The organism is Collinsella sp. LCP19S3_D5, assembly GCF_052121415.1.
Lineage (GTDB): Bacteria > Actinomycetota > Coriobacteriia > Coriobacteriales > Coriobacteriaceae > Collinsella.
The window spans coordinates 59731-85585 of record NZ_JBQKEH010000005.1 but is presented as its reverse complement, the minus strand read 5'-3'; the positions used below and the strand labels follow the sequence as shown (position 1 = coordinate 85585).

At 63.0% G+C, this 25855-nt stretch carries 22 protein-coding genes and 4 tRNA genes; all 26 read left to right on the top strand.

Annotated features, from left to right (window positions below):
* Positions 1-9 precede the first annotated feature (9 nt).
* The 26 genes from ACTQXO_RS03500 to clpX all read left to right on the top strand — a co-directional run bounded on the left by ACTQXO_RS03500 (position 10) and on the right by clpX (position 25664).
* A complete protein-coding gene (locus tag ACTQXO_RS03500; protein WP_427794485.1) occupies positions 10-489 on the top strand; it encodes a MogA/MoaB family molybdenum cofactor biosynthesis protein in 480 nt (159 codons plus the stop codon).
* Between the two features lie 205 nt (positions 490-694).
* On the top strand, positions 695-1567 hold the full coding sequence (gene modA / locus ACTQXO_RS03495; protein ID WP_441031836.1) for a molybdate ABC transporter substrate-binding protein: 873 nt from the start codon (positions 695-697) through the stop codon (positions 1565-1567).
* Between the two features lie 115 nt (positions 1568-1682).
* Positions 1683-3164, top strand: coding sequence for a molybdate ABC transporter permease subunit (gene modB / locus ACTQXO_RS03490; RefSeq protein WP_441031834.1), 1482 nt, complete (start codon positions 1683-1685; stop codon positions 3162-3164).
* 3 nt (positions 3165-3167) lie between these two features.
* Positions 3168-4238 carry a sulfate/molybdate ABC transporter ATP-binding protein gene (locus ACTQXO_RS03485; RefSeq protein ID WP_441031832.1) on the top strand — a complete coding sequence of 357 codons (1071 nt, stop codon included), beginning with the start codon at positions 3168-3170 and terminating at the stop codon, positions 4236-4238.
* Positions 4239-4354: 116 nt separating this feature from the next.
* Positions 4355-4705 (top strand): 2-hydroxyacyl-CoA dehydratase, encoded by a 351-nt coding sequence (locus ACTQXO_RS03480; protein ID WP_441031830.1) that lies wholly within the window; start codon positions 4355-4357, stop codon positions 4703-4705.
* 7 nt (positions 4706-4712) lie between these two features.
* A complete protein-coding gene (locus ACTQXO_RS03475) occupies positions 4713-5153 on the top strand; it encodes a BadF/BadG/BcrA/BcrD ATPase family protein (RefSeq protein ID WP_441545434.1) in 441 nt (146 codons plus the stop codon).
* An 84-nt stretch (positions 5154-5237) separates the two neighbouring features.
* Positions 5238-6287 carry a selenide, water dikinase SelD gene (gene selD, locus ACTQXO_RS03470; protein WP_441031827.1) on the top strand — a complete coding sequence of 350 codons (1050 nt, stop codon included), beginning with the start codon at positions 5238-5240 and terminating at the stop codon, positions 6285-6287.
* A gap of 60 nt (positions 6288-6347) precedes the next feature.
* Positions 6348-6974, top strand: coding sequence for a sulfurtransferase-like selenium metabolism protein YedF (yedF, locus tag ACTQXO_RS03465; RefSeq protein WP_441031825.1), 627 nt, complete (start codon positions 6348-6350; stop codon positions 6972-6974).
* Between the two features lie 19 nt (positions 6975-6993).
* The gene (locus ACTQXO_RS03460) at positions 6994-7245 is read left to right on the top strand and encodes a DUF3343 domain-containing protein (RefSeq protein WP_441031823.1); all 252 of its coding nucleotides are present in this window, start codon (positions 6994-6996) and stop codon (positions 7243-7245) included.
* A complete protein-coding gene (locus ACTQXO_RS03455; protein WP_441031821.1) occupies positions 7242-8381 on the top strand; it encodes an aminotransferase class V-fold PLP-dependent enzyme in 1140 nt (379 codons plus the stop codon). Before ACTQXO_RS03460 ends, ACTQXO_RS03455 begins: the two co-directional genes overlap by 4 nt.
* Positions 8382-8448: 67 nt before the next feature.
* The gene (brnQ, locus tag ACTQXO_RS03450) at positions 8449-9807 is read left to right on the top strand and encodes a branched-chain amino acid transport system II carrier protein (RefSeq protein WP_441031819.1); all 1359 of its coding nucleotides are present in this window, start codon (positions 8449-8451) and stop codon (positions 9805-9807) included.
* Positions 9808-9898: 91 nt separating this feature from the next.
* Positions 9899-9975: transfer RNA gene (locus ACTQXO_RS03445), tRNA-Pro, on the top strand.
* A 6-nt stretch (positions 9976-9981) separates the two neighbouring features.
* Positions 9982-10055, top strand: a tRNA-Gly gene (locus tag ACTQXO_RS03440).
* Between the two features lie 453 nt (positions 10056-10508).
* Entirely contained in the window at positions 10509-11012 is a 504-nt protein-coding gene (hycI, locus tag ACTQXO_RS03435) for a hydrogenase maturation peptidase HycI (protein WP_441031817.1), read from the top strand.
* A 38-nt stretch (positions 11013-11050) separates the two neighbouring features.
* Positions 11051-11890: a formate/nitrite transporter family protein gene (locus tag ACTQXO_RS03430; protein ID WP_441031815.1), complete on the top strand. Its 840-nt coding sequence runs from the start codon at positions 11051-11053 to the stop codon at positions 11888-11890.
* Positions 11891-12011: 121 nt separating this feature from the next.
* Positions 12012-12236, top strand: a complete 225-nt coding sequence (locus ACTQXO_RS03425; RefSeq protein ID WP_441031813.1) for a hypothetical protein — start codon at positions 12012-12014, stop codon at positions 12234-12236.
* Between the two features lie 86 nt (positions 12237-12322).
* Complete coding sequence (selA, locus tag ACTQXO_RS03420) at positions 12323-13780, top strand: L-seryl-tRNA(Sec) selenium transferase (protein WP_441031811.1); 1458 nt, start codon at positions 12323-12325, stop codon at positions 13778-13780.
* Complete coding sequence (selB, locus tag ACTQXO_RS03415) at positions 13777-15744, top strand: selenocysteine-specific translation elongation factor (RefSeq protein ID WP_441031809.1); 1968 nt, start codon at positions 13777-13779, stop codon at positions 15742-15744. Before selA ends, selB begins: the two co-directional genes overlap by 4 nt.
* 70 nt (positions 15745-15814) lie before the next feature.
* A tRNA-Sec gene (locus tag ACTQXO_RS03410) sits at positions 15815-15911 on the top strand.
* Positions 15912-16495: 584 nt separating this feature from the next.
* The gene (gene gdhA, locus ACTQXO_RS03405; protein ID WP_154515369.1) at positions 16496-17851 is read left to right on the top strand and encodes an NADP-specific glutamate dehydrogenase; all 1356 of its coding nucleotides are present in this window, start codon (positions 16496-16498) and stop codon (positions 17849-17851) included.
* 133 nt (positions 17852-17984) lie between these two features.
* A complete protein-coding gene (locus ACTQXO_RS03400) occupies positions 17985-18887 on the top strand; it encodes an FAD binding domain-containing protein (protein ID WP_441031807.1) in 903 nt (300 codons plus the stop codon).
* Entirely contained in the window at positions 18887-21718 is a 2832-nt protein-coding gene (locus tag ACTQXO_RS03395) for a molybdopterin-dependent oxidoreductase (protein WP_441031805.1), read from the top strand. The genes ACTQXO_RS03400 and ACTQXO_RS03395 overlap by 1 nt, the downstream gene beginning before the upstream one ends.
* Before the next feature lie 271 nt (positions 21719-21989).
* Positions 21990-22073 (top strand) — tRNA-Leu (locus tag ACTQXO_RS03390).
* An 88-nt stretch (positions 22074-22161) separates the two neighbouring features.
* Positions 22162-23463, top strand: coding sequence for a trigger factor (gene tig / locus ACTQXO_RS03385; RefSeq protein WP_441031803.1), 1302 nt, complete (start codon positions 22162-22164; stop codon positions 23461-23463).
* Between the two features lie 163 nt (positions 23464-23626).
* Positions 23627-24247, top strand: coding sequence for an ATP-dependent Clp protease proteolytic subunit (locus ACTQXO_RS03380; protein WP_022095182.1), 621 nt, complete (start codon positions 23627-23629; stop codon positions 24245-24247).
* Position 24248: 1 nt separating this feature from the next.
* Complete coding sequence (gene clpX, locus ACTQXO_RS03375; RefSeq protein WP_154515377.1) at positions 24249-25664, top strand: ATP-dependent Clp protease ATP-binding subunit ClpX; 1416 nt, start codon at positions 24249-24251, stop codon at positions 25662-25664.
* The last annotated feature ends 191 nt before the right edge of the window (positions 25665-25855 follow it).

Sequence of the window (25855 nt, the reverse complement as noted above, 5' to 3'; positions counted from 1 at the left end):
AGGAATGCTATGGAGTTGAAGATTTCGATTGTGACGTGCTCGGATACGCGCGATCTTGCCCAGGACGAGGCGGGTGCTGCGCTCGAGGAGCTCATCGCGGCGCAGGGCTGGACGGTCGCCTCACATGTGGTCGTGCGCGACGACGTCAGCGAGATCGGTGATGCCATTGTGGAAGCGGCCGATGAGTGCCACGCCAATGTCGTGCTCACCTGCGGCGGCACGGGCCTTTCGATGCGTGACGTGACGCCCGAGGCGACGCGTGCCGTCTGCGACCGCGATGTACCGGGTATTGCAGAGGCAATCCGTGCGTACTCCATGACCAAGACGCGCCGCGCTATGCTTTCGCGCGCCGTGTGCATGCAGCGTGGGCATACGCTTGTCATCAACTTTCCGGGATCAACGAAAGCGGCCCGCGAAAGCTGGGAGGCTGTGAGCGACCAGCTGGAGCACGCAGCTCAAATGACGGCGGGGGGCGGGCACGCCAAATAAGCGCATTACCTGCGGCGGAGTGACCTTACGGGCTGCTCCGCCTTTTTTATGCAGCGACAGTGCGGGCCGTCTCGTGGTTATCGGTAAAGGAAAATTATTAGACGAGAAATATTTATCACAAACACTATTCGTGCAAAAGTATAATCTAGTAACAGAATAAAGCTTGCGGCGGGGTGCCCGGGCGTAGCGTTCGAAAGGGTTGAACATGTTCGATACGGTTTCTCGCCGCGGGTTCGTTTCACTTTCCGCTGTCGCCGCTGCCGGCCTTGGCCTTGCCGGCTGTTCCGGCAGCAAGACGTCTGGGCCGACTGGCTCCGATGCCGGTTTTGCTAAGGCATCTTCCAAGAAGGCTGTCGAGCTGCAAGTCTTTGCTGCCAACTCGCTCGAGAAGGCCCTGTCCGAGGTTCAGAAGCTCTATACCGACCAGACCGGCACCACGTTTGCCGACACGCAGTTTAAGGCTTCTGGCGACCTTGTCGAGCAGATGCGCGCCGGTGCCGCCGTCGACGTACTCATCACGGCCTCCAAGGGCACCATGGATGACGCCGAGGCCGCCGAGCTCGTCGACGCCGACACGCGTGAGGACATGTTCGTCAACGACCTCGTGATCATTCGCGCCGAGGGCTCCGACACCAGGGTCGAGGCCATCGCCGACGTCGCGAACCTGGACGGCAAGATCGCCATCGGCGACGCCAAGACCGTTCCCGCTGGCAAGTACGCCAACCAGGCCCTGGCCTCCGTGGGCCTCTACACCGGCACCGAGGGCGACGACGGCGAGTATGCGCCCGATTTCGCCGACAAGGTGGCTCTGGCCGACAAGGTCGGCACCGCTGCGTCTTACGTCTCTACGGGCGATTGCGTGGCCGGTTTTGTCTACAGCTCCGATATCTTCCGCTACGACGGCATCGAGGAGACCTTCGTGTGCCCCGAGGACTCGCACAAGCCCATCGTGTATCCCGGCGCTGTCGCCGATAGCTCCGAGCACGCCGACGAGGCCAAGGCGTTCATCGACTTCTGCCTGACCAACAAGAAAGCCCAGAAGGTTTGGGCTAAGTACGGCTTTGAGCTTTCCGCGTAGTTCGCAACATCGCTGCATAACGATATGCTTGAGGGCGGGCGTTCTCGCGATCGCCCGCCCTTTTGATTGAACCGGCGTGTCCGCGCGCCGTTGCCCTGTGTTTGAGGAGTCGCCCGTGCCAAGGAAAACGATTCGCCTGCTCGCCGTGCTGGCTGCGGTTCTGTGCGTGCTGACCGCACCGCCCGGGGTTGCTCGGGCCGAGGCACTCTTCACCACCGCCGATGGCTGCCAGGCGACCGAAGATTCCGCGCTTATCGATGGCGTCGGGTTTGGCCTCAACGCGTTTGAGCGCAATGCCAAGGGCACAGCCCGTTCGTTTGCGGGTCAGCCCGAGGGTTACCGTTTTCCTATCTACAAGAAGACGACCCTCGTGACGGTGACGACGCCTGAGAGCATCGTGGTCTGGCTCGACGCCCATGCCGCCAAAGACGCGGGGCTCGATATCTCAAAGGCAGATGACCAAAAGGCGCTCAAGAAGATGCTCGTGGGGCTCGACAAGTCGCATTCCATGGGTGGGGCGTTGCTGGAGGACTCTAATCTCGAATGGGTCTTTACCTCGGATAACGCGCTGGTGCAGAGCGATTACCGCTATCAGTTTAAGGTGAAGGGCGGCAACGGCGATTACTACACGGTAGTGAATGCCGCCGACGCCGCGAATGCCGAGCTAGATTTGGGTGACGGCGTCCTGTGGAGTGATAACGCCGCCCTTGTGCGGTATACGGACGTGTCGACGACGGTGCCGCCGTCGCTGGCGGAGCGCGCCGCAGCCTTCTTTGGCGACATCGACTATCGCCCGTTTTGGGTGTCCATAAAAACGAGCGGCCTTGCCCTGCTGATCTCCTTTGCGCTGGGGCTGTTCGCCGCGTGGAAGACTATGGGTACCTCGAGTCGCATCAAGGGCCTGCTCGATTCGGTTTTTACGATTCCTATGGTGCTGCCGCCCACGGTCTGCGGCTTTCTGCTCCTCATGCTGTTTGGCCGCTCGACCGGGGTGGGCCAGTGGCTTATCGCGCACGGCATCTCGATCGTCTTTACGTGGCCGGCGGCGGTGATATCTGCCGTGGTGGTGTCGTTTCCCCTGGTCTACCGTACGGCACTCGGTGCCTTCGAGAGCCTCGACACGCAGATGCTCGATGCGGCGCGCACGCTGGGATGGTCCGAACGTCGCATCTTTGCCAAGCTCATGATGCCGCTCGGCTGGCCCTCCATCGCCGCCGGCACGGTGCTCGCCTTTGCCCGCGCGATGGGCGAGTTTGGCTGCACCCTGTTCTTTGCGGGCAACTACGCCGGCATTACGCAGACCATTCCCATCGCCATTTACTTTGAGTGGATGGGCGGCAACACGTCGGTGGCCCTCTTTTGGGTCGTGGTTGTAATTGCGTTCAGCTTCCTGGTCATTCTGTTCATCAATATGTACACCGCTCATTCGCAAAAGTATCGCGAACGGGGCCTTTCCCGTGCGGAGCGCAAGCAGGCCAAAGATCTCGCTGGACAGGGCGATTCGCTCGATCCGGCGGGCGGCGATGCCTTGCGTATCGATCGCGAGGCACTGGTCGAGCTCATGCGCGATGACGCCGCTTTGCAGGGAGGTCGATAGGCCATGTCGCTCGTTCTGGACATCAAAAAGCACTATCCCGGGTTTACGCTCGACATGCAGCTTGAGGCCGGCGAGGAGCGTGTGGCGCTGCTGGGCGCCTCGGGCTGCGGCAAGAGCTGCACGCTGCGCTGCATTGCCGGCGTGGAGACGCCCGACGAGGGCAAGATCGTCGTCAACGGCATGACCTTTTTTGACTCGGCGGCGGGCATCAACCTGTCGCCTCAGGAGCGAAAGTGTGCCCTGCTGTTCCAAAACTATCAGCTCTTTCCCAACATGACGGTGGCCGATAACGTATGCGCCGGCGTAAAGGATGCGGGCGACGCCGCCGCGCGCAAAAAGCTCGCCGAGCGCTATCTGGGCATTTTCGGTCTGGCAGATTTTGCCGACCGCTATCCCGCACGCCTCTCGGGCGGTCAGCAGCAACGCGTGGCGCTCGCCCGCATGGTGGCGGCGCATCCGGGCATTTTTATGTTCGACGAGCCCATGAGCGCGCTTGATTCCTATCTTAAGAGCGCCCTCGAGCAGAACATGCTCGACCTGTTCGACGTCTGTAACCGCACCGTGCTCTACGTGAGCCACGACATCGACGAAGCGTGCCGCCTCTGCCAGCGCATCTGCGTGATGCATAACGGGCGCGTCGAGGAGATCGGTTCTGTCGAGGACGTGGTCCGCCGTCCGCAGACGCTGGCGACACTGCGCCTGACGGGGTGTAAGAACACAAGCCGCGCACGAAAGATTGGCGACGAAGAAGTTGAGGCGCTCGACTGGGGCATGACCTTTAACGTGGGTCGCGAGGTTCCCGATAATGTGGTGTACCTGGGCATTCGCGCAAGTTACTTCCATGTTGACAACCGTGCCGAGCGGGGTCGCAACAGCTACGACCTGCATGTGGCCCGCGTGAGCGATTCGCGCTTTGAGCGGCTGGTGCTGTTGGATGCGCCGCGCGTCGATGCGCCCACGCGTCTGCAGTGGAAGGTCAACAAGGTGAGCGTACCTGTCGACGGGCTGCCGCAAGCGGGCGAGACGCTGCGCATGCATTTTGATGCCAGTAGGATCCATTTGGTCTGTCGATAGCGCCGGGTAATGCCGTCGGGGATATAAGCCTCGGCGGCTTTGCCTTGCCGTTCGCCGAATAAGGGATGACAAACTCTTATCAATCAAGATAATAATTTATTAAACGACGGCACACGATGCTGTCGTACGACGATGCCGCGGGGGCTGCAAGCGTGGCTCTGTGCGGTACGTCCGACGAGGTGATTCCCGAGGCCGAGAAGGTGCTGCCGTCAAACCTCTGCCCGCTCATCAAGTCGACGTACGGCTTTGCCTACTCGCAAAAGTGCCCGTTTACGTACTTTAGCGACATGATCATCGGCGAGACCACCTGCGACGGCAAGAAGAAGATGTACGAGCTGCTGGGGGAGCTTAAGCGCACGCACATTCTGCATCTTCCTCAGGGTCGCGACCGCGCCTACGAGCGTGAAGGCTGGTACGAGGAGTGCCGCCTGCTCAAGGAGGAGCTCGAGGGCTTCTACGGCGGCTAAGGCCGCTGTGGTCGATGGGGTGGATTCGGTGACGTGGACCTGCGTGCAGCCAACCGGGTTCTCCTCGGTCGATGCTTCCGAGCGGCTGCGCGAGGCACTGGCAGCGGCTGGCTATGACGTGGCTGCCGACCTGGCGCGTTCCGGCGAGCCCACCAAGATCAGCAGCATGTGCACGGTGTTTGCCGAGAGCGAGGTCATTAGCCTGATCGGCCGCGGCGAGCCGCGCGAGAACATTGCGCGTGGCGTGATCGAGAGCGTCGTGTCGCGTGTGGCGACCATGGCCTCGCAAGACGCGGGCGCCCCGTACTATCTGACCGGTGGTCTGTGCGAAAATGCCTATGTCGTCGAGCGTCTTGGCGCATTGGTGGGCTCGCCAGTCACCACCTCGCCCCAGGCCCGCTTTGCCGGTGCCATCGGTGCGGCCATTCGAGCCCAGGCGCTCGCGTAGGGGGCCGGTGCGATAAATTGCCCGCTCTCGGCGCCGCCATGCGTATACTGGGAGAAAATGATTGACCGATGAGAGGAGGTATCGATGGCTGACGATCTCATGAAGCTCACGCAGATGACTGCCGCGAGCGGTTGAGCCGCTAAGTTGGCTCCTGGAGCCCTCGCCCAGGTCCTGGGCGACTTACCCAATGTGCATAACGACAACCTGCTCGTGGGGTTCGATACCTCCGACGATGCGAGCGTCTTCTGCGTTGGCGATAACTTGGGCCTCGTGCAGTCCATCGACTTCTTCCCACCGATGGTCGACGACCCGTTCCTGTTTGGCCAGATCGCCGCGGCAAACTCGCTGTCGGACATATACGCCATGGGTGGACGGCCGAGCCATGCCATGAACCTGCTTTGCATACCCAGTTGCCTGGGCGTTGAGGTTGCCGGCCAGATTCTGGCGGGTGGCGCCGACAAGTGCGTCGAGGCCTGCTGTGCCATCGCGGGCGGCCACACCATCAACGACGACGAGCCCAAGTACGGCCTGTCCGTGAGTGGCTTTGTCGCGCTTGACCGTATGCTCGCCAACAGTGGCGCACGCGTGGGCGATGTTCTGCTGCTGACCAAGGCGATCGGCTCGGGCATCATCACTACGGCCATTAAGGGCGAGCTCATCGAACAGGACGAGGCCGCTGCCATGTTTGACTCGATGCGGACCCTCAACGAGGCTCCGATTCGTCTGGCCGAGGACCTCGAGCTTCATGGCTGCACCGACATCACGGGCTTTGGCCTGATCGGACATGCGTGCGAGATGGCCGAGGGCTCGGGCGTGCATCTTGAGCTTGTGTCGGGGGCGGTGCCGCTCTTTGACCAGGTGCTCGACATGGCACGTCTGGGCATTATCCCCGCGGGCTCCTACCGCAACCAGGACTTCTTTGGCTCGCGCGTGGCGGTCGACGAGGACCTGGAGCCGGGGATGCTCGACGCGCTGTACGATCCGCAGACCTCGGGCGGCCTGCTTATCGCGGCACCTGCTGCCGATGTGGATGAGCTTGCGCGCCGTCTGCATGCCGAAGGACGTATCGCCTCCGTCGTCGGCCGCGTGTGCGAGCCGGTGCCAGGCGGTCCTGCCGTCCACGTTGTCCGCTAGCCCGCACGTTTATGTAACTGTTTACCGTTCTCTAGAACGGTTCTTTCGAAAGGAAAAGCTATGTCTACCAAGATTGAAGTCAATGCCATGGGCGATGCCTGCCCGCTGCCCGTCGTCAAGACGCTTAAGGCGCTCAAGCAACTCGATGGCGAGGGCGTTGTCGTGACCTCGGTCGATAACGAGACCGCCGTCAAGAACATCTCCAAGATGGCGCAGGAGAAGGGCTGCACGGCCTCGGTCGAGAAGGTTTCTGACGCCGAGTGGCACGTGACCGTGGCGACCGCCGGTGCCGTTGCCGTGGCTGATCCCGAGCAGGATGGCGCTGCCTTCTGTGATGCCAGCGCCGGCAAGGGCGAGCTCGTCATTTCCGTCTACACCGACTGCATGGGCCGCGGCGACGACGAGCTGGGCCACAAGCTCATGAAGGCGTTTATCTTTGCCGTGACGCAGCAGGAGGAGCTGCCCGCGACCATGCTGTTCTACAACGGCGGCGCCAAGCTCACCGTCGAGGGCTCTCCGGTGCTCGATGACCTGAAGGGCCTGGCCGAGCAGGGCGTCGAGATTCTCACTTGCGGTACCTGCCTGGACCACTTTGGCATTAAAGACCAGCTTGCGGTGGGCGAGGTCACCAACATGTACGTGATCGTGGAGAAGATGGAGCAGGCCGTGCGCGTCGTGCGCCCGTAGCGTATTGGTTGGAGTTGCCATGAGGGAGAAGCGTCCGGCGCTTGTCATCACGTTTCCCACCACGGCGGCCGCCATGGGGTGCGAGACCCTATGCATCGAGCGCGGCCTTCTCGGGCGCACGATTCCCGTGCCCGGGGAGGTCGCTGCCGGCTGCGGCTTGGCGTGGAAGGCGTTGCCTGCCGATGAGGAGCTGCTGCGCGCCGAGCTTGCCGCAGCTGGTGTTCCCACCGAGGGCTTTACGGTGATTGACATGTGGGAGGTCGTGCGATGATCTATCTGGATAACGCGGCGACGACCATGCATAAGCCGCAGACGGTCATCGATGCCGTGACGCAGGCGATGTGCTCGCTCGGCAATGCCGGGCGCGGCGCCACGTCGGGTGCTCTCGATGCGGCTCGTACGATTCACGGTTGCCGTGCTAAGCTCGCGCGCCTTTTGGGTTGCCCGAGAGCGGACCATGTGTGCTTTACGCCCAACTCCACGGCTGCGCTCAACACCGCCATCTGTGGCGTGGTGCGCCCCGGCGACCGTGTGGTCACGACGGTGCTCGAGCACAACTCGGTGTTACGCCCGCTCAATCGCCTGGCGGCGGAACAGGGTGTGGCGGTTGAGCGTGCGGGCTGCGACGCGAACGGCGTGCTCGACTACGACGAGCTCGAGCGGTTGGTTACGCCGGACACGCGTGCTGTGGTGGTGACGCACGCCTCCAATGTGACCGGCAACGCGGTCGACATTGCGCGCGTAGCGGCCATGGCCCATGCGGCAGGTGCGCTGGTGATCGTCGATGCCTCGCAGTCTGCCGGCACGGCGAAGATCGACATGGATGCCATGGGGCTCGACGTGGTGTGCTTTACCGGCCACAAGGGGCTTATGGGACCTCAAGGCACCGGCGGCCTAGCCGTGGCGGAAGGCATTGACGTGGCACCGTGGGCCATGGGCGGCACGGGCGTGCACAGCTTCGATGCGCTGCAGCCGCTTGAGTGGCCCACGCGCCTTGAGGCGGGCACGCTCAACGGTCACGGTATCGCGGGTCTTTCTGCCGGCCTCGACTTTATCGAGGCGCAAGGCGGGGTCGAGGCGATTGCGGCGCACGAGCGCTCGCTTGCAGAGCGCTTCCTTGCCGGCGTGCGCGAGATTCCGGGGATTAAGCTCTACGGTGCCTTTGACCAGCCCGTGCGCTCGGCGATCGTCTCACTCAACGTGGGCGATATCGACTCTGCCCAGATTTCGGACGCGCTCATGCAGGGGTGGGGGATTGCGACGCGCCCCGGCGCCCATTGCGCTCCGCTCATGCACCGCGCGCTCGGGACCGAGCGCCAGGGTGTCGTTCGTTTCTCGTTTGGGTATTTCAACACGGACAGGGAAGTCGACACCGCGATTGACGCGCTCCGCGATTTAGCCTGCTAGAGCGTATATACTTGCGGGACGGGTCTTTTGCCCGTTCCGTTTTTGTTTCGACCCGAAAGGTGGTCCCATGGCCTCATCCGCCCCGCGCGGCCTGCGCTCCGACCATGTCGTTACCGTCGGCATCGCCCTGTTCTCGATGCTCTTTGGCGCCGGCAACCTCATTATTCCGCCGCTGTTGGCGCTGCAGGCAGGCTCTGCCACGCCGCTCGCCATGCTCGGCTTTCTCATCGCCGCCATCGGCCTGCCCGTCATGGGCTTTATCGCCGTGGCGCTTGCCGGAACGGCGCGCGAGCTGGCCGGGCGTGTGCATCCTAAGTTTGGCGAATTCTTCGTTGCGGCGGTGTATCTAGCCATCGGCCCGTGCCTGGCTATTCCGCGCACGAGCTCCACGGCCTTCGAGATGCTGGTGCCGCTGCTGCCGGAGGGCGTCTCGCTCGGCACGGCACGTTTGGTGTTTGCCATCGGGTTCTTTGTCGTCGCGTTTGCGCTCACGCTGCGTCCGGGCGTTATCACGCGCGTGCTCGGTCGCATTACGGGACCCGCGCTCATTGCGCTCATCGTGCTGGTCGTGGGTGCCGCCGTGGTCTCGCCGTTGGGTCCCGCTGGCGCGCCGCAGGCTCCCTACGATGCAGGCGCTGCCGTGCAGGGCTTTTTGACCGGCTATCAAACCATGGACCTGCTCGCTTCGCTCGCCTTTGGCATTATCATCGCCGAGACCATCCACGAGCTGGGCGTGACCGATGACAAGCGCGTGGCCTTCGAGATCTCGCGTTCCGGTGTGATCGCCGGCGCGCTCATGGCCATCATCTACTGCGGCCTGGCGCTTGCCGGCATGCAGCTCGGCACGGTTGTGCCCGATGCCACCAACGGCGCTGCCATCCTTGCCCGTTCTGCCTCCATGCACTTTGGCCTTGTCGGCACGGTCGTGGTCTTTGCGATCTTTTTCCTCGCCTGCATGAACGTGTGCATCGGCCTCATCAGCTGCTGCTCGCGCTACTTCTGCGAGACGTATGTGGTCGAAGGGGGAGCGGAGGCTCCCGAGGAGGCTATGCGCCGTCCCTTTGCGGTTCTCGCCTTTGTGTTCGCGGCGTTTTCGTGCGTGCTCTCCAACGTGGGCCTCGACGCGATCCTCATGTTCTCGGTGCCTATGCTCAATGCCCTGTATCCCGTTGCCATCGTGCTGGTGCTTATGGGCCTGGTGCACGGCTTTTGCGACGCGCATCCGCAGGTGTGGGTCTGGGTCGGCGGCGTTGTCGCGGTACAGAGCGTGATCACCTCGGTCCGCGACGCGTTCTTTGCGGGCGCGTGGATGCCGTTCGATGCGCTGCCGCTGGCAGATATCGGCGCTGCGTGGGCGCCGGCCGCCGTTGTGGCGTTTGTGATTGGCCTGCTCCATAGCCAGTTTGTCACACATTCGAGGAGCTAGGGTATCGTCGCTTGCACAGGAGGGAAGTCTCCCCTATAATTTCCTTCGCTTTGGGACACGCAAGGTTTAGACCTTAGCTGCTCAACACCTTCGGGACGTGGCGCAGTTTGGTAGCGCGCCTGCTTTGGGAGCAGGATGTCGCAGGTTCAAATCCTGTCGTCCCGACCATATCTTGCGGGCGTAGTTCAATGGTAGAACCCCAGCCTTCCAAGCTGATGACGCGGGTTCGATTCCCGTCGCCCGCTCCATAGGATAGTTTTAAGGGCTTTGGTTCCATTTGGTGCCAGAGCCATTTTCATATACCTGCCGTGGACCCCACATCCCCTCCTAAGTTGCGGTGAAATACGGACTGTTTTCCGGCTTTTATGGCCCATGTAGTCCGTATTTCACCGCAACTATTTGTAAGGTTGGATTATGACGCCGTTGGGAGGGTCGCAGTGGCCGTCTACCGAGAGTGGAAATATTTTCTGAAGCCCTGATCTGCGACGTCAAGCTTTTGGTCAGCTTTTGGCAAGGCCTGCGGACGGAAGCATGCGATAGCGTGATGGTATTCTCTCCACCGTGATGGTTATAGGGTTGGCCATGCTCGATAAAGGCAAACATTTTCCGCAGTCATATGCAAGGATGCTATTCTCGGTCCTTGGAATTCATCAAGATGGACAGCTGCTGTCGGGCGCGTATCTGACGGGGAGGTTGCAGTAATGGGTCGCGTTGTGGATGGACGTGTGAACGGCGCCCCGTTTGCGGGTATCGTGCTCACGGCGGGAAGCGTGCTGCGCGCCGACGATGCCGCCGGCCCCGTGCTCTCCAAAAAGATGGAGCACGCACCCATCGCCGGTTGGTACACCATCGATGGCGGTCAGACGCCCGAGGATGGCATCATCGAGGTCAAGCGCGAGCGTCCGCCGCGTTTGGTTTTGGTTGATGCCGCAGGCATGGCGCTGCCCGTCGGTTCCATCCGCCTGCTCGACAAACGCGACGTAGCCCGCAAGTCGATGTTCACCACGCATTCGCTCCCTTTGTCGATTCTGATCGAAGAAATCGAGCAATCGTGCGATGATATCTTCTTCATAGGGATTCAGCCGGGCGACACGGAGTTCTACAACCCCATGTCCCCGGAAGTCTTTGACGCCGTTGACGCCGTGTACGACGCCGTGGCCGCCAACGACTTTTCCCACTTTGTCCGCTTGGGACAGGAGCTGTAGCAGCGCTTGCCCTGGTGATTAGGAAAGAAGTGATTGACATGGCAGATTCCAAGGTGGAGTACCCTGCCCCCGATTGCCTGGCGCCCGCCGCGATCGAGGCCAAGACCGAGGCCGCCGGTGTGACCAAGGCTAACCTGCCGGTCGCTCAGGCCTTTCTGTTGGCAATGTTCGCCGGTGCGTTTATTGCCTTCGGCGGTCTGTTCTTTACGGTGTTTTTGAGCGACAGCACGCTGGGCTGGGGTGCCCAGCGCGTCGTGGGCGGCCTGTGCTTTTGCCTGGGCCTGGTGCTGGTGCTGGTGTGTGGCGCCGAGTTGTTTACCGGTAATTCGCTTATGGTCTGCGCGCTCAAGAGCAAAAAGATCACCCTGGTCCAGATGCTCAAGGCTTGGGTCGTCGTGTGGCTTGGCAACTTTGCCGGTGCCCTGTTCATCGTCTTTTTGGTGTACATGGCCGGCATTTACAAACTCAACGGCGAGGCGGTCGCCAATTCCATGGTGAGTGTCGCCGCCGGCAAGGTGACGATCGACTGGCTGACGATCTTCTTCCGCGGCATCCTGTGTAACATCTTTGTGTGCCTGGCCGTGTGGATCGGTACCGCAGGCAAGACCGTGGTCGATAAGGTCGTGGGCATTCTACTGCCCATCGCCGCCTTTGTGGCCTGCGGTTTTGAGCACTGCGTTGCCAATATGTACTTTTTGCCCATGGGTGCCGTGATGCACGCGTGCGGCTATGGTGCCGACGTCGCCGGCGCCGATGCGCTCAACGCCGCGGGCATTGCGTTTAACCTGTCCGCCGCCACGCTGGGCAACATCGTGGGCGGTGCGGTTCTGGTCGCGCTCGGCTACTGGTTTATCTACGCCAAGAAGTCTGAGGCGTAGGGTACCGTCTGTTTGACGTCGGACCTCCCGCGGGGCGTCGCCGTGCGGGAGGCTTTGTGGTCTGAGGCTCTTCGCCGGGCTTTTGGCCTGATGTGTTTGGCCGATGGAAGGGGTAATCGAGATGGCATCTGCTGTGAAGCGTGACGGTCGCGCCGTGGTGACCACATGCGGGGGATGCTATGCCGATTGCGCCTTTGCGGCACGCGTCGAGGACGGTCGCGTGGTGGCCGAGTTGCCGGTGCCGGGGCATCCGTGCGCGGCGCGTGCCCTGTGCGCCCGCGGACGGCATCGCCTGGCAATGCCGTTTGACGAGCGCGACCGAAAAGATCGCGGCGCGCGAGGATAATAGCGATTGATTGACTCAGCCGATCGAATCGGCTGATAGTTTGACGTTCGAACGATTGATTTACCTTTGGTTTTGAAAGGCCGCACATGAGCGATAGCCAGAACATATCCGATGAGGTTCGCGCCCGCCTGCGCGCCATTCCCTCCGTCAACGAGCTGCTCGCCGAGTGGCCGGTAGTGAAGGCGGCGGGGGAGACCTGCGACGCGGTGGTGCATGCCGCCGTCACGGCCGAGCTCGACGAGGAACGCGCCGCCATTCGCGCCGGTGCCGCCCCGCGCTCTAAGCGCGACCTGGCCTCGGCAATCGAGTGGCGTGCGCACCGCTCCGCGCTGCCGAGCCTGCGCCCTGCCGTCAACGCCACGGGCGTGGTCATCCATACCAACTTGGGCCGCGCCCCGCTCGCGGAGTCGGCGGCAAAGGCCGTGGCCGAGGTTGCGCGCGGGTACAGTACGCTCGAGTACAGCGTGGACACCTGCTCGCGCGGGTCGCGCAAGGAACACGCCGCGCATCTGATCCGCTCGCTCACCGGTGCCGAGGACGCGCTTGTGGTCAACAACAACGCCGCCGCGGTGCTGCTGGTGCTGGCGACCCATGCCGCAGGCAAAGAGGTCATCGTTAGCCGCGGCGAGCTTGTCGAGATCGGCGGCAGCTTTCGCATCCCCGATGTCATGGCGTCTTCGGGCGCCAAGCTCGTTGAGGTCGGCGCCACCAACCGCACGCACCTAGCAGATTATGAGCAAGCCATCACGCCCGATACGGCCATGATTCTCAAGGTCCATCCTTCCAACTATCGCATCGAGGGCTTTCACGAGGAGGTGAGCTCTCGGGAGCTTGCGGCGCTTGCTCACAAGCATGGCCTGCTGTTCTATGAGGACCAGGGTTCGGGCGCGCTTCTGCCCGATGACATCCTGGTGCGCGGTGGCGAGGAACCCACGCCGGCTTCGGTCGCGGCGGGGCTCGATATCGTGTCGTGCTCGGGCGATAAGCTGATGGGCGCGGCGCAGGCGGGTATCATTATGGGCCGTCTCGATCTGGTCCAGGCCTGCGGCGCACATCCGCTCATGCGCGCACTGCGTCCGGGCAAACTGGCTCTGTCGGCGCTCGAGGCCACGCTGCGTATCTACATGGACGGCGCCGATGCTGCCCATCGCGATATTCCGGTGCTCAGCATGCTTACGCTGCCGCAGGCCCATTTGGAGCGACGTGCCCGCAAGCTGCGCGATCGTATGGTCGCCGGGCTCGATAAGGCCGGTTGCCCGTGCGCCGTTCAGGTGGAGATCGTCGAGGAATCGTCGACCCCCGGTGGCGGCTCGCTGCCTACCATGGAGCTGCCCACGATGTGCGTTGCCGTGCGTCTTGTTGACGCGCGCCTGACGGTCGATGCGCTCAAGCGCTCGCTTGTCCAGGACTTCGACACGCCGGTCGTCACGCGAACCTCGCACGATCGCATTTTGTTTGACGTCCGTACGCTCGTGGGCGACCGCGATATCGAGACGGCGGCGTCGACGCTTGCCGCATGCGTTGAGAAGGCGATTGCTCGATGAGTGAGGTCCAGGCGCTGGTGGAGTGTCCCGTTATCGTTGGCACGGCGGGCCACGTCGACCACGGTAAGTCGGCATTGATCGAGGCGCTGACCGGCAAGAATCCCGACCGTCTGGAGATTGAGCGTCGTCGAGGTATGACCGTTGAGCTTGGCTTTGGCGAGCTGGCGCTGCCGAGTGGCAAGATTGTCGGCCTGGTCGACGTGCCTGGCCATGCCCACTACCTGCGCGCCATGGTGCAGGGCGCCACGGGTATCGACGTGGCCGTGCTGGTGGTTTCGGCCGTCGAGGGCGTGATGCCGCAGACCCGCGAGCACGTGCATGTGCTGGAGCTGCTGGGCGTTACGCATATGGTGGTCGCGCTGACGATGTGCGACCTGGCCGATGCCGAGATGACCGAGCTTGCCGAGCTCGATGTCGATGACTTTTTGTCGGGTACCGTGTTTGCGGGCGCGCCGATTGTGCCCGTGTCGTCCAAGACGGGCGAGGGGATCGACGGGCTGCTTGCGGTGGTCGACGAGCAGGTAAGTGCCTGCTGGGATGCTTGCCGCGACCGTTCCGATCGGAGCGATGCCTCGTCTCGCCTGCCGATTGACCGCTGCTTTACGATCAAGGGTGTCGGCACCGTCGTTACGGGAACGCTGCACGATGCGCCGGTTGCGGTGGGCGACGAGCTGATGGCTTTGCCGTCGCGTACGGTCTGTCGTGTGCGCGGGATTCAGGTGCATGGCGATACGCCGCGCGCGCTGCCTGGGCAACGCGTGGCGCTCAACCTGGTCGGTGACGGGGTCGCGGCGCTTGACCGTGGTGAGATGCTGGGCGTGGCGGGTCGCTTTGGTCAGACGTTGCGCTTTATGATGACGTTTACCTACCTGGGCCGCGAGGGCGCCAAGCCGCGCGTGCTCGAGTCGGGCGCGCGCGTGCACGTGATGGCCGGCACGGCCGAGGTCATCGGCCGCGTTATGCTTTTGGAGGGCGAGGCCCCCATGGCGGTGGGCGAGACCCGTACCGTGCAGGTGCGCCTGGAGGAGCCATTGCCTCTGCGCGCCGGAGACCATGCCGTGGTGCTGTCGTATTCGCCCGTTATGCTCATCGGCGGCGGGCGTGTGCTGCTTTCGCGCTGCCGTCGCTCGCGCGAGCTTTCGGCCGGCGAGTGTGCGCTGTTTGCGGCGCTTGAAGCCGGCGATGCCGTTGCTGGCGTAGACGCGTGGCTGGCGCTGCAAGCGCTGCCGGTTGCGGCGGCTGATGTTGCCGCGGCGCTCGATCTTGTTGCCGGTGAGGCCGATGCCGCACTGGGCGAGTTGGTGGCGCGAGGTGTTGTTTGCGAGCTTGCCGGCTCGGGCGGCACGTTGTATGCGAATGGCGCTGTGCTCGATGCCGCCATGGACGTGCTGGCGGCGACCCTGTCTGCCATGCACGCGGCGTCTCCCAAGGAGACGGGCTTTACGCCCGGCGCCGTTGCCCATGCTGCGTGGCCTGCCGCCGATGAAGGCGTTGCCGCGGCTCTGATTGCCGCGGGCTGCTCGCGTGGCGTGTGCGCCGCCGAGGGCGCCGAGGTATTCGACCCGCACTCTGCTGCCGCCGCGGCGCGTGTGGTGCGCGAGGCGTGTGAGCGCATTGTGGCGCTGCTCGACGGGGCCGGCCTCGATGCGCCGACGCTGCCCGAGGTGGGTGAGCGACTGCAGCTCGACCGCGATACCATGACGCGTGCCTTGCGCGAGCTTTCGCTCAACCGCTCGATCGTTAAGGTCGAGCGCGACGTTGCCCTGTCCGCCGCCGCCGAGGCCCATGCGCGAGAGCTTGTCGCCGCCGCTATTGAGGCAGCCGGCGGTGCTGCCACCACGAGTGTGCTGCGCGAGGCTCTGGGCGTGTCGCGCAAACGTGCCATCAGCATCTTGGAGCACCTGGATGCCGTGCGCTTTACGGTGCTCGACAAGGAAGCCGGCGGCCTGAGGTCCCTACGCTAGATTGGCTGCTCGGTTTGTGAGGTCCCTACGCTAGATTGGTTGCTCGGTTTGGTAAAATACCGCCGCACTTGGGAACGGATGGGCTCCGGTGGGCTCCGCGGTCCTCAAAACCGTTGCGAGGCGTGCAAAACGTCTTGGATGTGTTCGATTCACATACGTTCCCGCCACACGCCACCAGCGCTTTTGTGCTCGCGGTCTTGCTGCGTGCCGCAAAGGCGCTGTTTTGTTTTTGTGCGGGTCCGCCGTGTCGTCTGTCTTGTCGCCTGCGGTATTTGCCCCGACACCGCAGAACCCTGCACTTGCGACGGGTCCGAACCCTGTACCTGCGGTTGCGGCGGCTGTGAACATACCACGGAAGAGGAAGCGGCGGCCGCGGCGTATCGTGAAGCACACCGCGAAGGCCCGTCCGGTGATGCTCTCGACCATGAGCTCAAGATCATCGTTTCGTTTGACAGCACCTGCGATGTGATGGAATGCGAGCAGCTGTGTCTTGCCGCCGGTGTGCCTGGGCGCATCATGTGTCCCCAATGTGGTGGTTTGGAACATGTGGACGAAACAGGTTTGAAACACGGGTTTTGCATGTCAGGCACTCAAAAACGCTTCTACCTGCATCGTAATCAAAACGAAACATCTGCCCGTCTGCTTATGCGAAACTTTCCCGCAACAGTGCGATATTATCCATACTCGATAAAGTTCGCGGCGCATAGGGTGCCGCGATCAACATTTTTCGTTTCCCATCATTGGAGGAAGCATGAGCTACACGCAGAAAGTTCTCGAAGAGCTCAAGGCCCGCTATCCCGAGCAGCCTGAGTTCATCCAGGCCGCGACCGAGATCCTCGGCACCATCCAGCCGGCGCTCGACGCCCACCCCGAGTACGAGGAGGCCGCCCTGCTGGAGCGCCTCGTCGAGCCCGAGCGCATCGTCATGTTCCGTGTTCCCTGGGTCGACGATCAGGGCAAGGTTCAGGTCAACCGCGGTTACCGCGTCGAGTTCAACTCTGCCATTGGACCCTACAAGGGCGGCCTGCGCTTTAACCCGACGGTCACCCTGGGTATGCTCAAGTTCCTGGGTCTGGAGCAGATCCTCAAGAACAGCCTGACCACCCTTCCCATGGGCGGCGGCAAGGGCGGCTCCGACTTTGACCCCAAGGGCAAGTCCAACAACGAGATCATGCACTTCTGCCAGTCCTTCATGACCGAGCTCTATCGCCACATTGGCCCCAACACCGACGTTCCCGCCGGCGACCTGGGCGTTGGCGGCCGCGAGGTTGCCTACATGTTCGGTCAGTACAAGCGCTTGACCAACGAGTGGACCGGCGTCCTTACCGGCAAGGGCCTCTCCTTTGGCGGCTCGCTCGCCCGTACCGAGGCCACCGGTTACGGTCTGGTCTACTTTGTGGACGAGTACCTCAAGAGCCGCGGCGACTCCTTCGAGGGCAAGAACGTTGTCGTTCACGGCTCCGGTAACGTCGCCATCTACGCGGTCCAGAAGGTCGCCCAGCTCGGCGGCAAGGTGCTCGCCTGCTCCGATACCCACGGCTGGGTCGAGGATCCCGACGGCATCGACTACACCGTGCTCGAGCACGTCTACAACAAGAAGCGCTCCGGCCACGACAAGGGCGTCACGCTCGCCATGTATGTTGACGAGAAGCCCAACGCCGTGTGGCACGAGGGCGACGGCCGCGGCGTGTGGCAGCTGCCCTGCGACATCGCGCTGCCCTGCGCTCGCGAGAACACGCTGCTGCTCGAGGACGCCCAGGCGCTCGTCGCCAACGGCTGCAAGGTGGTCGGCGAGGGCGCGAACATGCCCACGACCATCGAGGCCACGACTTACTTCCAGGAGAACGGCGTCGCCTTTATGCCCGGTAAGGCTGCCAACGCCGGCGGCGTGCTCGTGTCCGGCCTGGAGATGAGCCAGAACGCCGAGCACCTGTCCTGGACCTTCGAGGAGGTCGACGGCAAGCTCGAGCAGCTCATGCGCGGCATGTTCCACAACGTGGACGACACCGCCAAGGAGTACGGCCAGGAGGGCAACTTTGTCATGGGCGCCAACATCGCCGGCTTCCTGAAGGTCGCCGACGCCATGCTCGCCCAGGGCGTCTGCTAAATCTTCGCTCGACATAGCATGTGATGAGGCTCCCAGCCATCCGGCTGGGAGCCTTTTTCTATGGTGGCGAGGGCTGCGCGCCCTCGTTTGGTACACTTAGAGGTACTGGACAAGTGAAGAGATGGGGGAGAACGTGCTCAAGTTCGGTACCTACGTTCGCGTTGGAAACGCGGCCGAAGCCTATGAGCTCTTACAGAAGAACCGCAACAACAAGATTGTGGGCGGCGGCATCTGGATGCGCCTGGGTTCGCGTCGCGTGGCGACGGCGATTGACCTTTCGGCCTGCGGACTCGATCAGATCGAGGAGACCGAGACCGAGTTTCGCATCGGTGCCATGTGCACCCTGCGACAGCTCGAGCGCCATGCCGAGCTCAACGCGCTTGTCAACCATGTCTTTGAGTTCGCCGTCCACGATATCGTGGGCGTGCAGCTGCGCAACACCGCCACGGTGGGCGGCAGCATCTACGGTCGCTTTGGTTTCTCGGACGTGCTCTCGGCCTTTTTGGCGCTCGATTCATACGTTGAGCTGACGGGGGCCGGTCGCGTGTCGCTCGCCGAGTTCGTGGATATGGGTTACGTGCGCGACGTGATTGAGCGCGTCGTGGTCGTTAAGCACGATTACCGTGCAAGCTACGAGGCCGTGCGCAAGGCCGCGACCGACTTCCCCTCCTTAAACGTCACCGCCGCCTGGTGGGACAACAGATGGCATGTCACCGTGGGCGCCCGCCCTCTGCGCGCGACCCTGCTGCAGGGCGAGGCATGTGGCCTGGTGAGCGAGCAGCCTTCCGAGGACGAGCTGCGCGCCCTGGCCGCGTCCGTACGCGCGCTGAGCTACGGCACCAACCTGTGGGGCTCGGCCGAGTACCGTCGTCGTATCTCGGCGCCGCTTGCCGTGCAGGCCGTGCGCCGCGCCGCCGGCATCGAGCTTTCGGCCTCGCTTGCCCGCGAGCTCGAGGGCGTGCAAGTGCCTAAGTTTGCCACGGACGAGTATTCCTGCCGCCGCGTGCCCGGCGTCGATTCTAGCGAGGTGCGCTAATGGCTGCCAAACCCATCGATCTTTCCTTTACGCTCAACGGCCGCAAGGTCAAGGTTCAGATTGCCCCCGACACCATGCTCTTTGCGCTGCTGCGCGAGCAGGGCTGCGCCTCGGTGCGCTGTGCCTGCGAAACCACCAACTGCGGCCAGTGCACGGTGTGGCTCGACGGCGACCCGGTGCTGAGCTGCTCGGTTCCCGCTGCGCGCGTCGAGGGCCGCTCCGTCACCACGCTCGAGGGCCTCAAGGCCGAGTCCGAGGCGCTCGCCCATGCAATGGCTGCCGAAGGCGCCGAGCAGTGCGGTTTTTGCGCCCCCGGCCTCATCATGAACGTGCTGGCGCTTGCCCGCGCCGCCAAGGAGGACCCGAGCCTCGTCGCCACGCGCGAGGAGCTCTCGCGCCAGCTCGCCGGCAACCTCTGCCGTTGCAGCGGCTACGAGAGCCAGCTGCGCGCCATCGTCCGCTTCCTTAACGAGTCCGGCGTGCAGGTGGGCTTTGAGATGCCCGAGCTTCCGGTCAACGACACCAGCTGCGATGGCGTCTCGTACAAGCAGATCACCCATAAGCAGCCCAAGAAGGACTCGAAGGCCCTGCTCGAGGGGCGTCCCGTCTACACAGGAGACCTGGTGCCCGCCGGCGCCCTTATCGTCAAGCTCAAGCGCAGCCCGTATGCCCGTGCCAAGATCCGCTCCATCGATACGTCGCGCGCCCTGAAGGTGCCCGGCGTCGTGGGCGTCTACACCTACGAGGACGTGCCCAAGCGCCGCTTTACCATCGCCGGCCAGAGCTATCCGCAGCCGAGCCCCTACGACCGCCTGATCCTCGAGAACCTGGTGCGCTACCAAAACGAGGAGGTGGCGATCGTCGCCGCCGAGACCGAGGAGGCCGCCGACAAGGCGCTCAAGCTCATCAAGGTCGACTACGAGGTGCTCGAGCCCCTGCTCGACTTTACCCAGGCGCTCGATAACGACATCGTGGTCCACCCCGAGGGCGACGTGACCTTTATGTTCCCGCAGGGCGGCGACGTTGCTCGCAACCTGGTGTGCAGCGGTACCAGCGATTTTGGCGACCTGGACGAGGCCTTCGCCCAGAGCGACATCGTCTTTGAGCGCACTTACACCAGCCAGGCCACGCAGACCGCGCCCATGGAGACCTTCCGTGCCTTCGCGACGACCGACGCGTTCGGCCGCATCTCGGTGACCACCTCCACGCAGGTGCCCTTTCATGTGCGCCGCATGGTCGCGCAGTCGCTCGACATTCCGCAGTCGCAGGTGCAGGTTATTAAGCCGCGCATCGGCGGCGGCTTTGGCTCCAAGCAGACGGGCTGCTGCGAGATCTTCGTGGCGTTCGTGACGCAGCAGACTGGCCGTCCGAGCTATTGCTGCTACACCCGCGAGGAGACCATCACTGCGGGCAACTCGCGTCACCAGATGCAGATGACCGTCAAGCTGGGCGCCATGAAAGACGGCACCATCACGGCCATCGACCTGCACACGTTGTCCAACGCCGGCGCGTATGGCGAGCATGCCACCACGACGATCGGCCTCTCGGGTCACAAGAGCCTGCCCATCTACAACCACGTGAAGGCGAGCCGCTTTAGGTGGGACGCCGTCTACACCAACACCAACCGCGGCGGTGCGTATCGCGGCTACGGCGCCACCCAGGGCCAGTTTGCCGTGGAGAGCGCCGTCAACGAGCTCGCCGACATGCTGCACATGGACCCCGCCGACCTGCGCCTTAAGAACATCGTGCGCGAGGGCGAGATTATGCCGCAGTACTACAACGAAAAGCTCAACGCCTGCGCGCTCGACCGCTGCCTGCTGCGTGCGATGGACATGATCGGCTGGCGCGACAAGCCGCTGGCCGTGGACCTGGGCGACCGCGTGCGCGCCCTGGGCTGCGCGCTCACCATGCAGGGCTCGGGCATTTCCAATGTGGATATCGCCGGCATCGACATGCGCCTGGAGGAGGATGGCTTCATTACCATCGGCACCGGCGCCACCGATAACGGCATGGGTGTCGACACGATCCTGGCGCAGATTGCCGCCGAGGAGCTGGGCGTGGAGAGCTCGCTTATCGTGGTGCGCGGCGTGGACACCGACGTCTCGCCGTTCGATGCCGGCTCGTACGCGAGCTCGGGCACGTACGTGACGGGCCTGGCAGCCAAGAATGCCGCGACCGAGCTGCGCGAGAAGATCTGCGCCAAGGCCGCCCAGATGTGGGACGTGGACGCCGCCGACGTGGTCTTCGACGGCCAGTACGTGCGTCTGTCTGACGAGCGCGCCGCTCGCGAGTGCGGCCGCTACCTCACGCTGCGCGACTTTGCCAACCTGTGCGTCAAGAACATCGCGGGCGGCGACGCGCTCACCTCGCATGCTTCTGCCTGCCTGCCCGTTTCGCCTCCGCCGTTTATGGCCGGCATTGCCGAGGTCGAGGTCGACAAGGCCACCGGCAAGGTGACTGTGGTGGACTATGCGGCGGCTGTGGACTGCGGCACCGTGATCAACGAGGCACTCGCGCGTGTCCAGGCCGAGGGCGGCATTGCCCAGGGCATCGGTCACGCACTCTACGAGATTGTCGAGCACGACGACCGCGGCCGCCTGCGCACCGGTAACTTTATGAGCTACAAGCTGCCCACGCGCCTGGATATCGGCAGCATTCGCGTGGCCTTTGAGCCGAGCTACGAGCCGACGGGCCCGTTTGGCGCCAAGTCGATCGGCGAGGTCGTCATCAACACACCGCTCGCCGCCGTTGCCTCGGCCGTGGCGCACGCCACCGGCCACCAGGTTCGCTCGCTGCCGATCACGCCCGAGAAGGCCCTGCTGGGGGAGTAGGCGAGGCGCGGCAGCCGCCGCTCTTTGGCAAGCCCGAGGAAACTGCAGCCCACTTTTCAACCGAATTGTGGGCTGCAGGAGATAGCCGATGGGGGTAGCTAATTTGGGACGGGGCTTTTTTAGCTACCCCCAAAAGCGGGGTAGCTAAAAAAAGCCCCGTCCCAAATTAGCTACCCTGTTCCGCTGTAACTCGTGGTGAGGTCGTGGGCCTAAAAAGGTGTGCGTGCGCTTGCCGTTCGTATCTGCTATCATTCCTAGTCTGTGCGCTCATGCGGGCGTGGCGGAATTGGTAGACGCGCCAGATTTAGGTTCTGGTGGGATTCCCGTGAAGGTTCGAGTCCTTTCGCCCGCACCAACGCACCTGCGTCGGCCTCGGCCGTCGCGACACTTTGTTGCATAAAGGTACCAGCACCTCAGATAAGCTGGGCAGTATGAGGAGGAACGTGTTGAACATCACCGCTTCTGACGTCAAGGACGCCAAGCTCACCGCTACGGTCACCATCCCGGCCGCCGACGTCGACGCCGCGATCAAGAAGGCCTACAAGGACACCGCCAAGAAGTACCGCTTCCCGGGCTTCCGTGCCGGCAAGGCTCCCCGTCCGGTCATCGACGCTGCTCTTGGCGCCGAGGCCACCCTCGCTCAGGCCACCAACGATCTGATCGCCGCCAACGAGCCCGCCGTCCTCAACGAGCTGGACATCGTCCCCACCAAGAACGGTGACTACAAGGAGCTCGACCTCGCCAAGGATCACGAGGACTACACCTACACCGTCGAGTTCTCCCTGCGTCCTGCTGCCGAGCTCTCCTCCTACGACGCCGTCGAGATCGAGATGCCTCCCGCGGAGGTCACCGAGTCCGAGATCAACAACCAGGTCGAGATGCTCCTCAACTACCGTGCCACCTTCGAGGACGTCGAGGGTCGCGCCGTCGAGGCCGAGGACTACGTTACCGTCGACCTCAAGGCCGTCGAGAACGCCGACAACTTCGCTGCCGAGGGCCGCATGCTCATCGCCGGTAGCGACAGCAACCCCAAGGAGTTCAACGAGGCTCTGATCGGTGCTAACGTCGACGACGTCAAGACCGTCACCTGGACCGACGAGGTCGAGGATGGCGAGGAGGCCGAGACCCACACCGTCGAGATCACCGTCAAGGGCATCAAGGTCCGCAACACCCCCGAGCTCACCGACGAGCTTGTCAAGTCCGACTTTGGCTTCGACAGCATCGACGCTATGCGCGACGCCATCAAGCTCGAGATCGAGCAGGACAAGGCTTCCCGCCTTCCGGCCGAGAAGGAGAACCGTTGCGTCGCCGCTCTCGCCGAGCGTCTGCAGCTCGAGGAGATGGACGCCGACTACGAGCAGTCTGTCTTTGAGGAGCTTGGCCAGAACTTCCTGTCCAACCTCGCTGCCCGCGGCATGACGCTGGACACCTGGCTGCCCGCTTCCGGCCTGACCATGGAGCAGTTCATCGGCGACCTGCACAAGCAGGCCAACGATGTTGCCCGCGAGTCCCTGGCGCTCGACGCCCTCGCGCGTGAGCTCAAGATCGAGGTCACCGAGGACGACGTCAACGCCGAGTTCGAGAAGGCCGGCGTCAAGGACGTCGAGGCTTCCAAGGCCGAGTTCATCGCCGATGGACGCATGCCTGCCGTCCGCGAGTCCATCCGTCGCTCCAAGGCCGTCGACCACCTGGTCGAGAACGCCAAGGTGACCGAGGTCGACGAGACCGCCAAGGACGCCGAGTAATTCTCGCCACCTTTCCCGCGAGCGCATGCAGGCGCCCGTGATGGGGTAAAGTTATAAACCGGTTATTCGGTTGCTTCGTACGGTGCCAGCCAATGCATAGCATGCGGGCACCGTACGTTTATCTAGAACCAATTTGGTCCGCAAGAGAGAAATGGAGATGCGTATGATCGCTAAGTTCGATTCCGCCCTCGTGCCATACGTTATCGAGCAGACGCCGCGCGGCGAGCGCAGCTACGATATCTATTCGCGCCTGCTCAACGACCGCATCATCTTCTTGGGCGAGGAGATCAACTCCGTCAGTGCCAACCTGGTCGTTGCCCAGCTGCTGCATCTTGAGAGCCAGGATGCCGAGAAGGATATCTCGCTCTACATCAATTCGCCCGGTGGCGAGGTCTACTCCGGCCTGGCGATTCTGGACACTATGAACTTTATAAAGCCGCAGGTCTCCACCATTTGCGTCGGTATGGCCGCGTCTATGGCCGCCGTGCTGCTTTCGGCCGGCGCCAAGGGCAAGCGCTTCTGCCTGCCGCACTCCAAGGTCATGATTCACCAGCCCAGTGGCGGTGCCCAGGGTCAGCAGACCGAGATCGAGATCGTGGCCGAGGAGATCAAGAAGACCCGTCGCGAGCTCAACCAGATCTTGTCCGACGCCTCGGGCCAGCCGATCGAGAAGGTCCAGGCCGATACCGAGCGCGACAACTACCTGACCGCTGCCGAGGCGCTTGACTACGGCCTGATCGACCGTATCGTTACCTCGCGCGATCTTGCCGCGAAGGACGCCTAGGATGGCCGGTAACATGCAGGACAACTTTGACGAGAACGGCAACCCCATCCGCTGCTCCTTCTGCGGAAAAGAGCAGGGTCAGGTGCGCCGCCTTGTAAAGGGCCCCACCAACATCTTTATCTGCGACGAGTGCGTTGCCGCCTGCTCCGAGATCTTGGAGGAGTCGCTGGCTTCGGACTTTATGGATGCCGCCTGCAACGGCAAGCTGCCGGGCTTCCTCAACGACCACGGTCAGGCTGCCGGGCAGCCTGCCATGGATCCCGAGGCCGAGGGCTTTGAGCTCGAGGACGACGTGCGTCAGGTCATTACGCACGTGCCGACCCCGCACGAGATCTATGACGAGCTTTCGGCCTATGTCATGGGTCAGGAAGACGCCAAGCGCGCCATGTCGGTTGCCGTGTACAACCACTACCGTCGCGTGATCGAGGGCGGCGCCGCGCTTTCGGCCTTTGACGAGGCCTCGGGTGCGGGTTCGCGGCTCGACGACGATATGGACGAGGTGGAGCTCGCCAAGTCCAACATCTTGCTGCTCGGTCCCACCGGTACCGGTAAGACCTTGCTCGCCCAGACGCTCGCGCGCATCCTCGAGGTGCCGTTTGCCATCGCCGACGCCACCGCACTCACCGAGGCCGGTTACGTGGGCGAGGACGTGGAGAACATCCTGCTCAAGCTCATCAATGCTGCCGATGGCGATATCGAGCGTGCGCAGGTCGGCATCATCTACGTGGACGAGATCGACAAGATAGCCCGCAAGGCCGAGAACCTCTCCATCACCCGCGACGTTTCGGGCGAGGGCGTTCAGCAGGCGCTGCTTAAGATCCTTGAGGGCACGGTGGCAAGCGTTCCGCCCACCGGCGGCCGCAAGCACCCCCAGCAGGAGCTGCTGCAGATCGACACGACCAATATCTTGTTTATCTGCGGCGGTGCCTTTGTGGGTCTGGACAAGATTATCGCCGATCGCGTGGGCAACAAGGGCGTGGGCTTTAACTCCGAGATCGCCGGCCCAACCTCGGTCGACGAGAACGACCTGCTGCGTCAGGTGCTCCCGCAGGACCTCAACGCCTTTGGTATGATCCCCGAGTTTGTGGGACGTACGCCCGTCGTCACCCAGACACAGGCGCTCGACGAGGACGACCTGGTGTCGATCCTGACCGAGCCAAAGAACGCCGTTGTGCGTCAGTACCGCAAGATGTTCCAGCTCGAGGACGTTGAACTTGAGTTTGAGGACGCCGCCCTGCACGAGATTGCCCGCATGGCGCTTGCCCGCAAGACCGGCGCCCGCGGCCTGCGCTCCATCTGCGAGGACGTGCTGCAGCAGACGATGTTCGACCTGCCGAGCGAGGAAGGAGTCGCCAAGGTCATCGTGACCGAAGCCTCCGTAAAGGGCACCGAACAGCCCCAGCGCATCTACGGCTAACCTGCCAAAAAGGGACAGGTTTATTTTGGCAGGTTTTATCAGGGAGAATGACGTTTGCCCATATAAAACCGACCAAAATAAACCTGTCCTTAAATGGTAGGTTTCGCAAATGTGAATTTGAATAGCCTCCGACCACCCGCGGTCGGAGGCTATTTTATATATACGCAATAACCCCAACTACCTGTGTTATT

Coding starts and splice junctions, on each gene's coding strand:
- clpX (WP_154515377.1), top strand. CDS start 24,249: ATGGCCGGTAACATGCAGGACAACTTTGACGAGAACGGCAACCCCATC.
- selA (WP_441031811.1), top strand. CDS start 12,323: ATGAGCGATAGCCAGAACATATCCGATGAGGTTCGCGCCCGCCTGCGC.
- ACTQXO_RS03380 (WP_022095182.1), top strand. CDS start 23,627: ATGATCGCTAAGTTCGATTCCGCCCTCGTGCCATACGTTATCGAGCAG.
- ACTQXO_RS03425 (WP_441031813.1), top strand. CDS start 12,012: ATGGCATCTGCTGTGAAGCGTGACGGTCGCGCCGTGGTGACCACATGC.
- brnQ (WP_441031819.1), top strand. CDS start 8,449: ATGGCCTCATCCGCCCCGCGCGGCCTGCGCTCCGACCATGTCGTTACC.
- ACTQXO_RS03395 (WP_441031805.1), top strand. CDS start 18,887: ATGGCTGCCAAACCCATCGATCTTTCCTTTACGCTCAACGGCCGCAAG.
- ACTQXO_RS03485 (WP_441031832.1), top strand. CDS start 3,168: ATGTCGCTCGTTCTGGACATCAAAAAGCACTATCCCGGGTTTACGCTC.
- ACTQXO_RS03460 (WP_441031823.1), top strand. CDS start 6,994: ATGAGGGAGAAGCGTCCGGCGCTTGTCATCACGTTTCCCACCACGGCG.
- yedF (WP_441031825.1), top strand. CDS start 6,348: ATGTCTACCAAGATTGAAGTCAATGCCATGGGCGATGCCTGCCCGCTG.
- ACTQXO_RS03430 (WP_441031815.1), top strand. CDS start 11,051: ATGGCAGATTCCAAGGTGGAGTACCCTGCCCCCGATTGCCTGGCGCCC.
- ACTQXO_RS03480 (WP_441031830.1), top strand. CDS start 4,355: ATGCTGTCGTACGACGATGCCGCGGGGGCTGCAAGCGTGGCTCTGTGC.
- modA (WP_441031836.1), top strand. CDS start 695: ATGTTCGATACGGTTTCTCGCCGCGGGTTCGTTTCACTTTCCGCTGTC.
- selB (WP_441031809.1), top strand. CDS start 13,777: ATGAGTGAGGTCCAGGCGCTGGTGGAGTGTCCCGTTATCGTTGGCACG.
- ACTQXO_RS03455 (WP_441031821.1), top strand. CDS start 7,242: ATGATCTATCTGGATAACGCGGCGACGACCATGCATAAGCCGCAGACG.
- hycI (WP_441031817.1), top strand. CDS start 10,509: ATGGGTCGCGTTGTGGATGGACGTGTGAACGGCGCCCCGTTTGCGGGT.
- ACTQXO_RS03500 (WP_427794485.1), top strand. CDS start 10: ATGGAGTTGAAGATTTCGATTGTGACGTGCTCGGATACGCGCGATCTT.
- gdhA (WP_154515369.1), top strand. CDS start 16,496: ATGAGCTACACGCAGAAAGTTCTCGAAGAGCTCAAGGCCCGCTATCCC.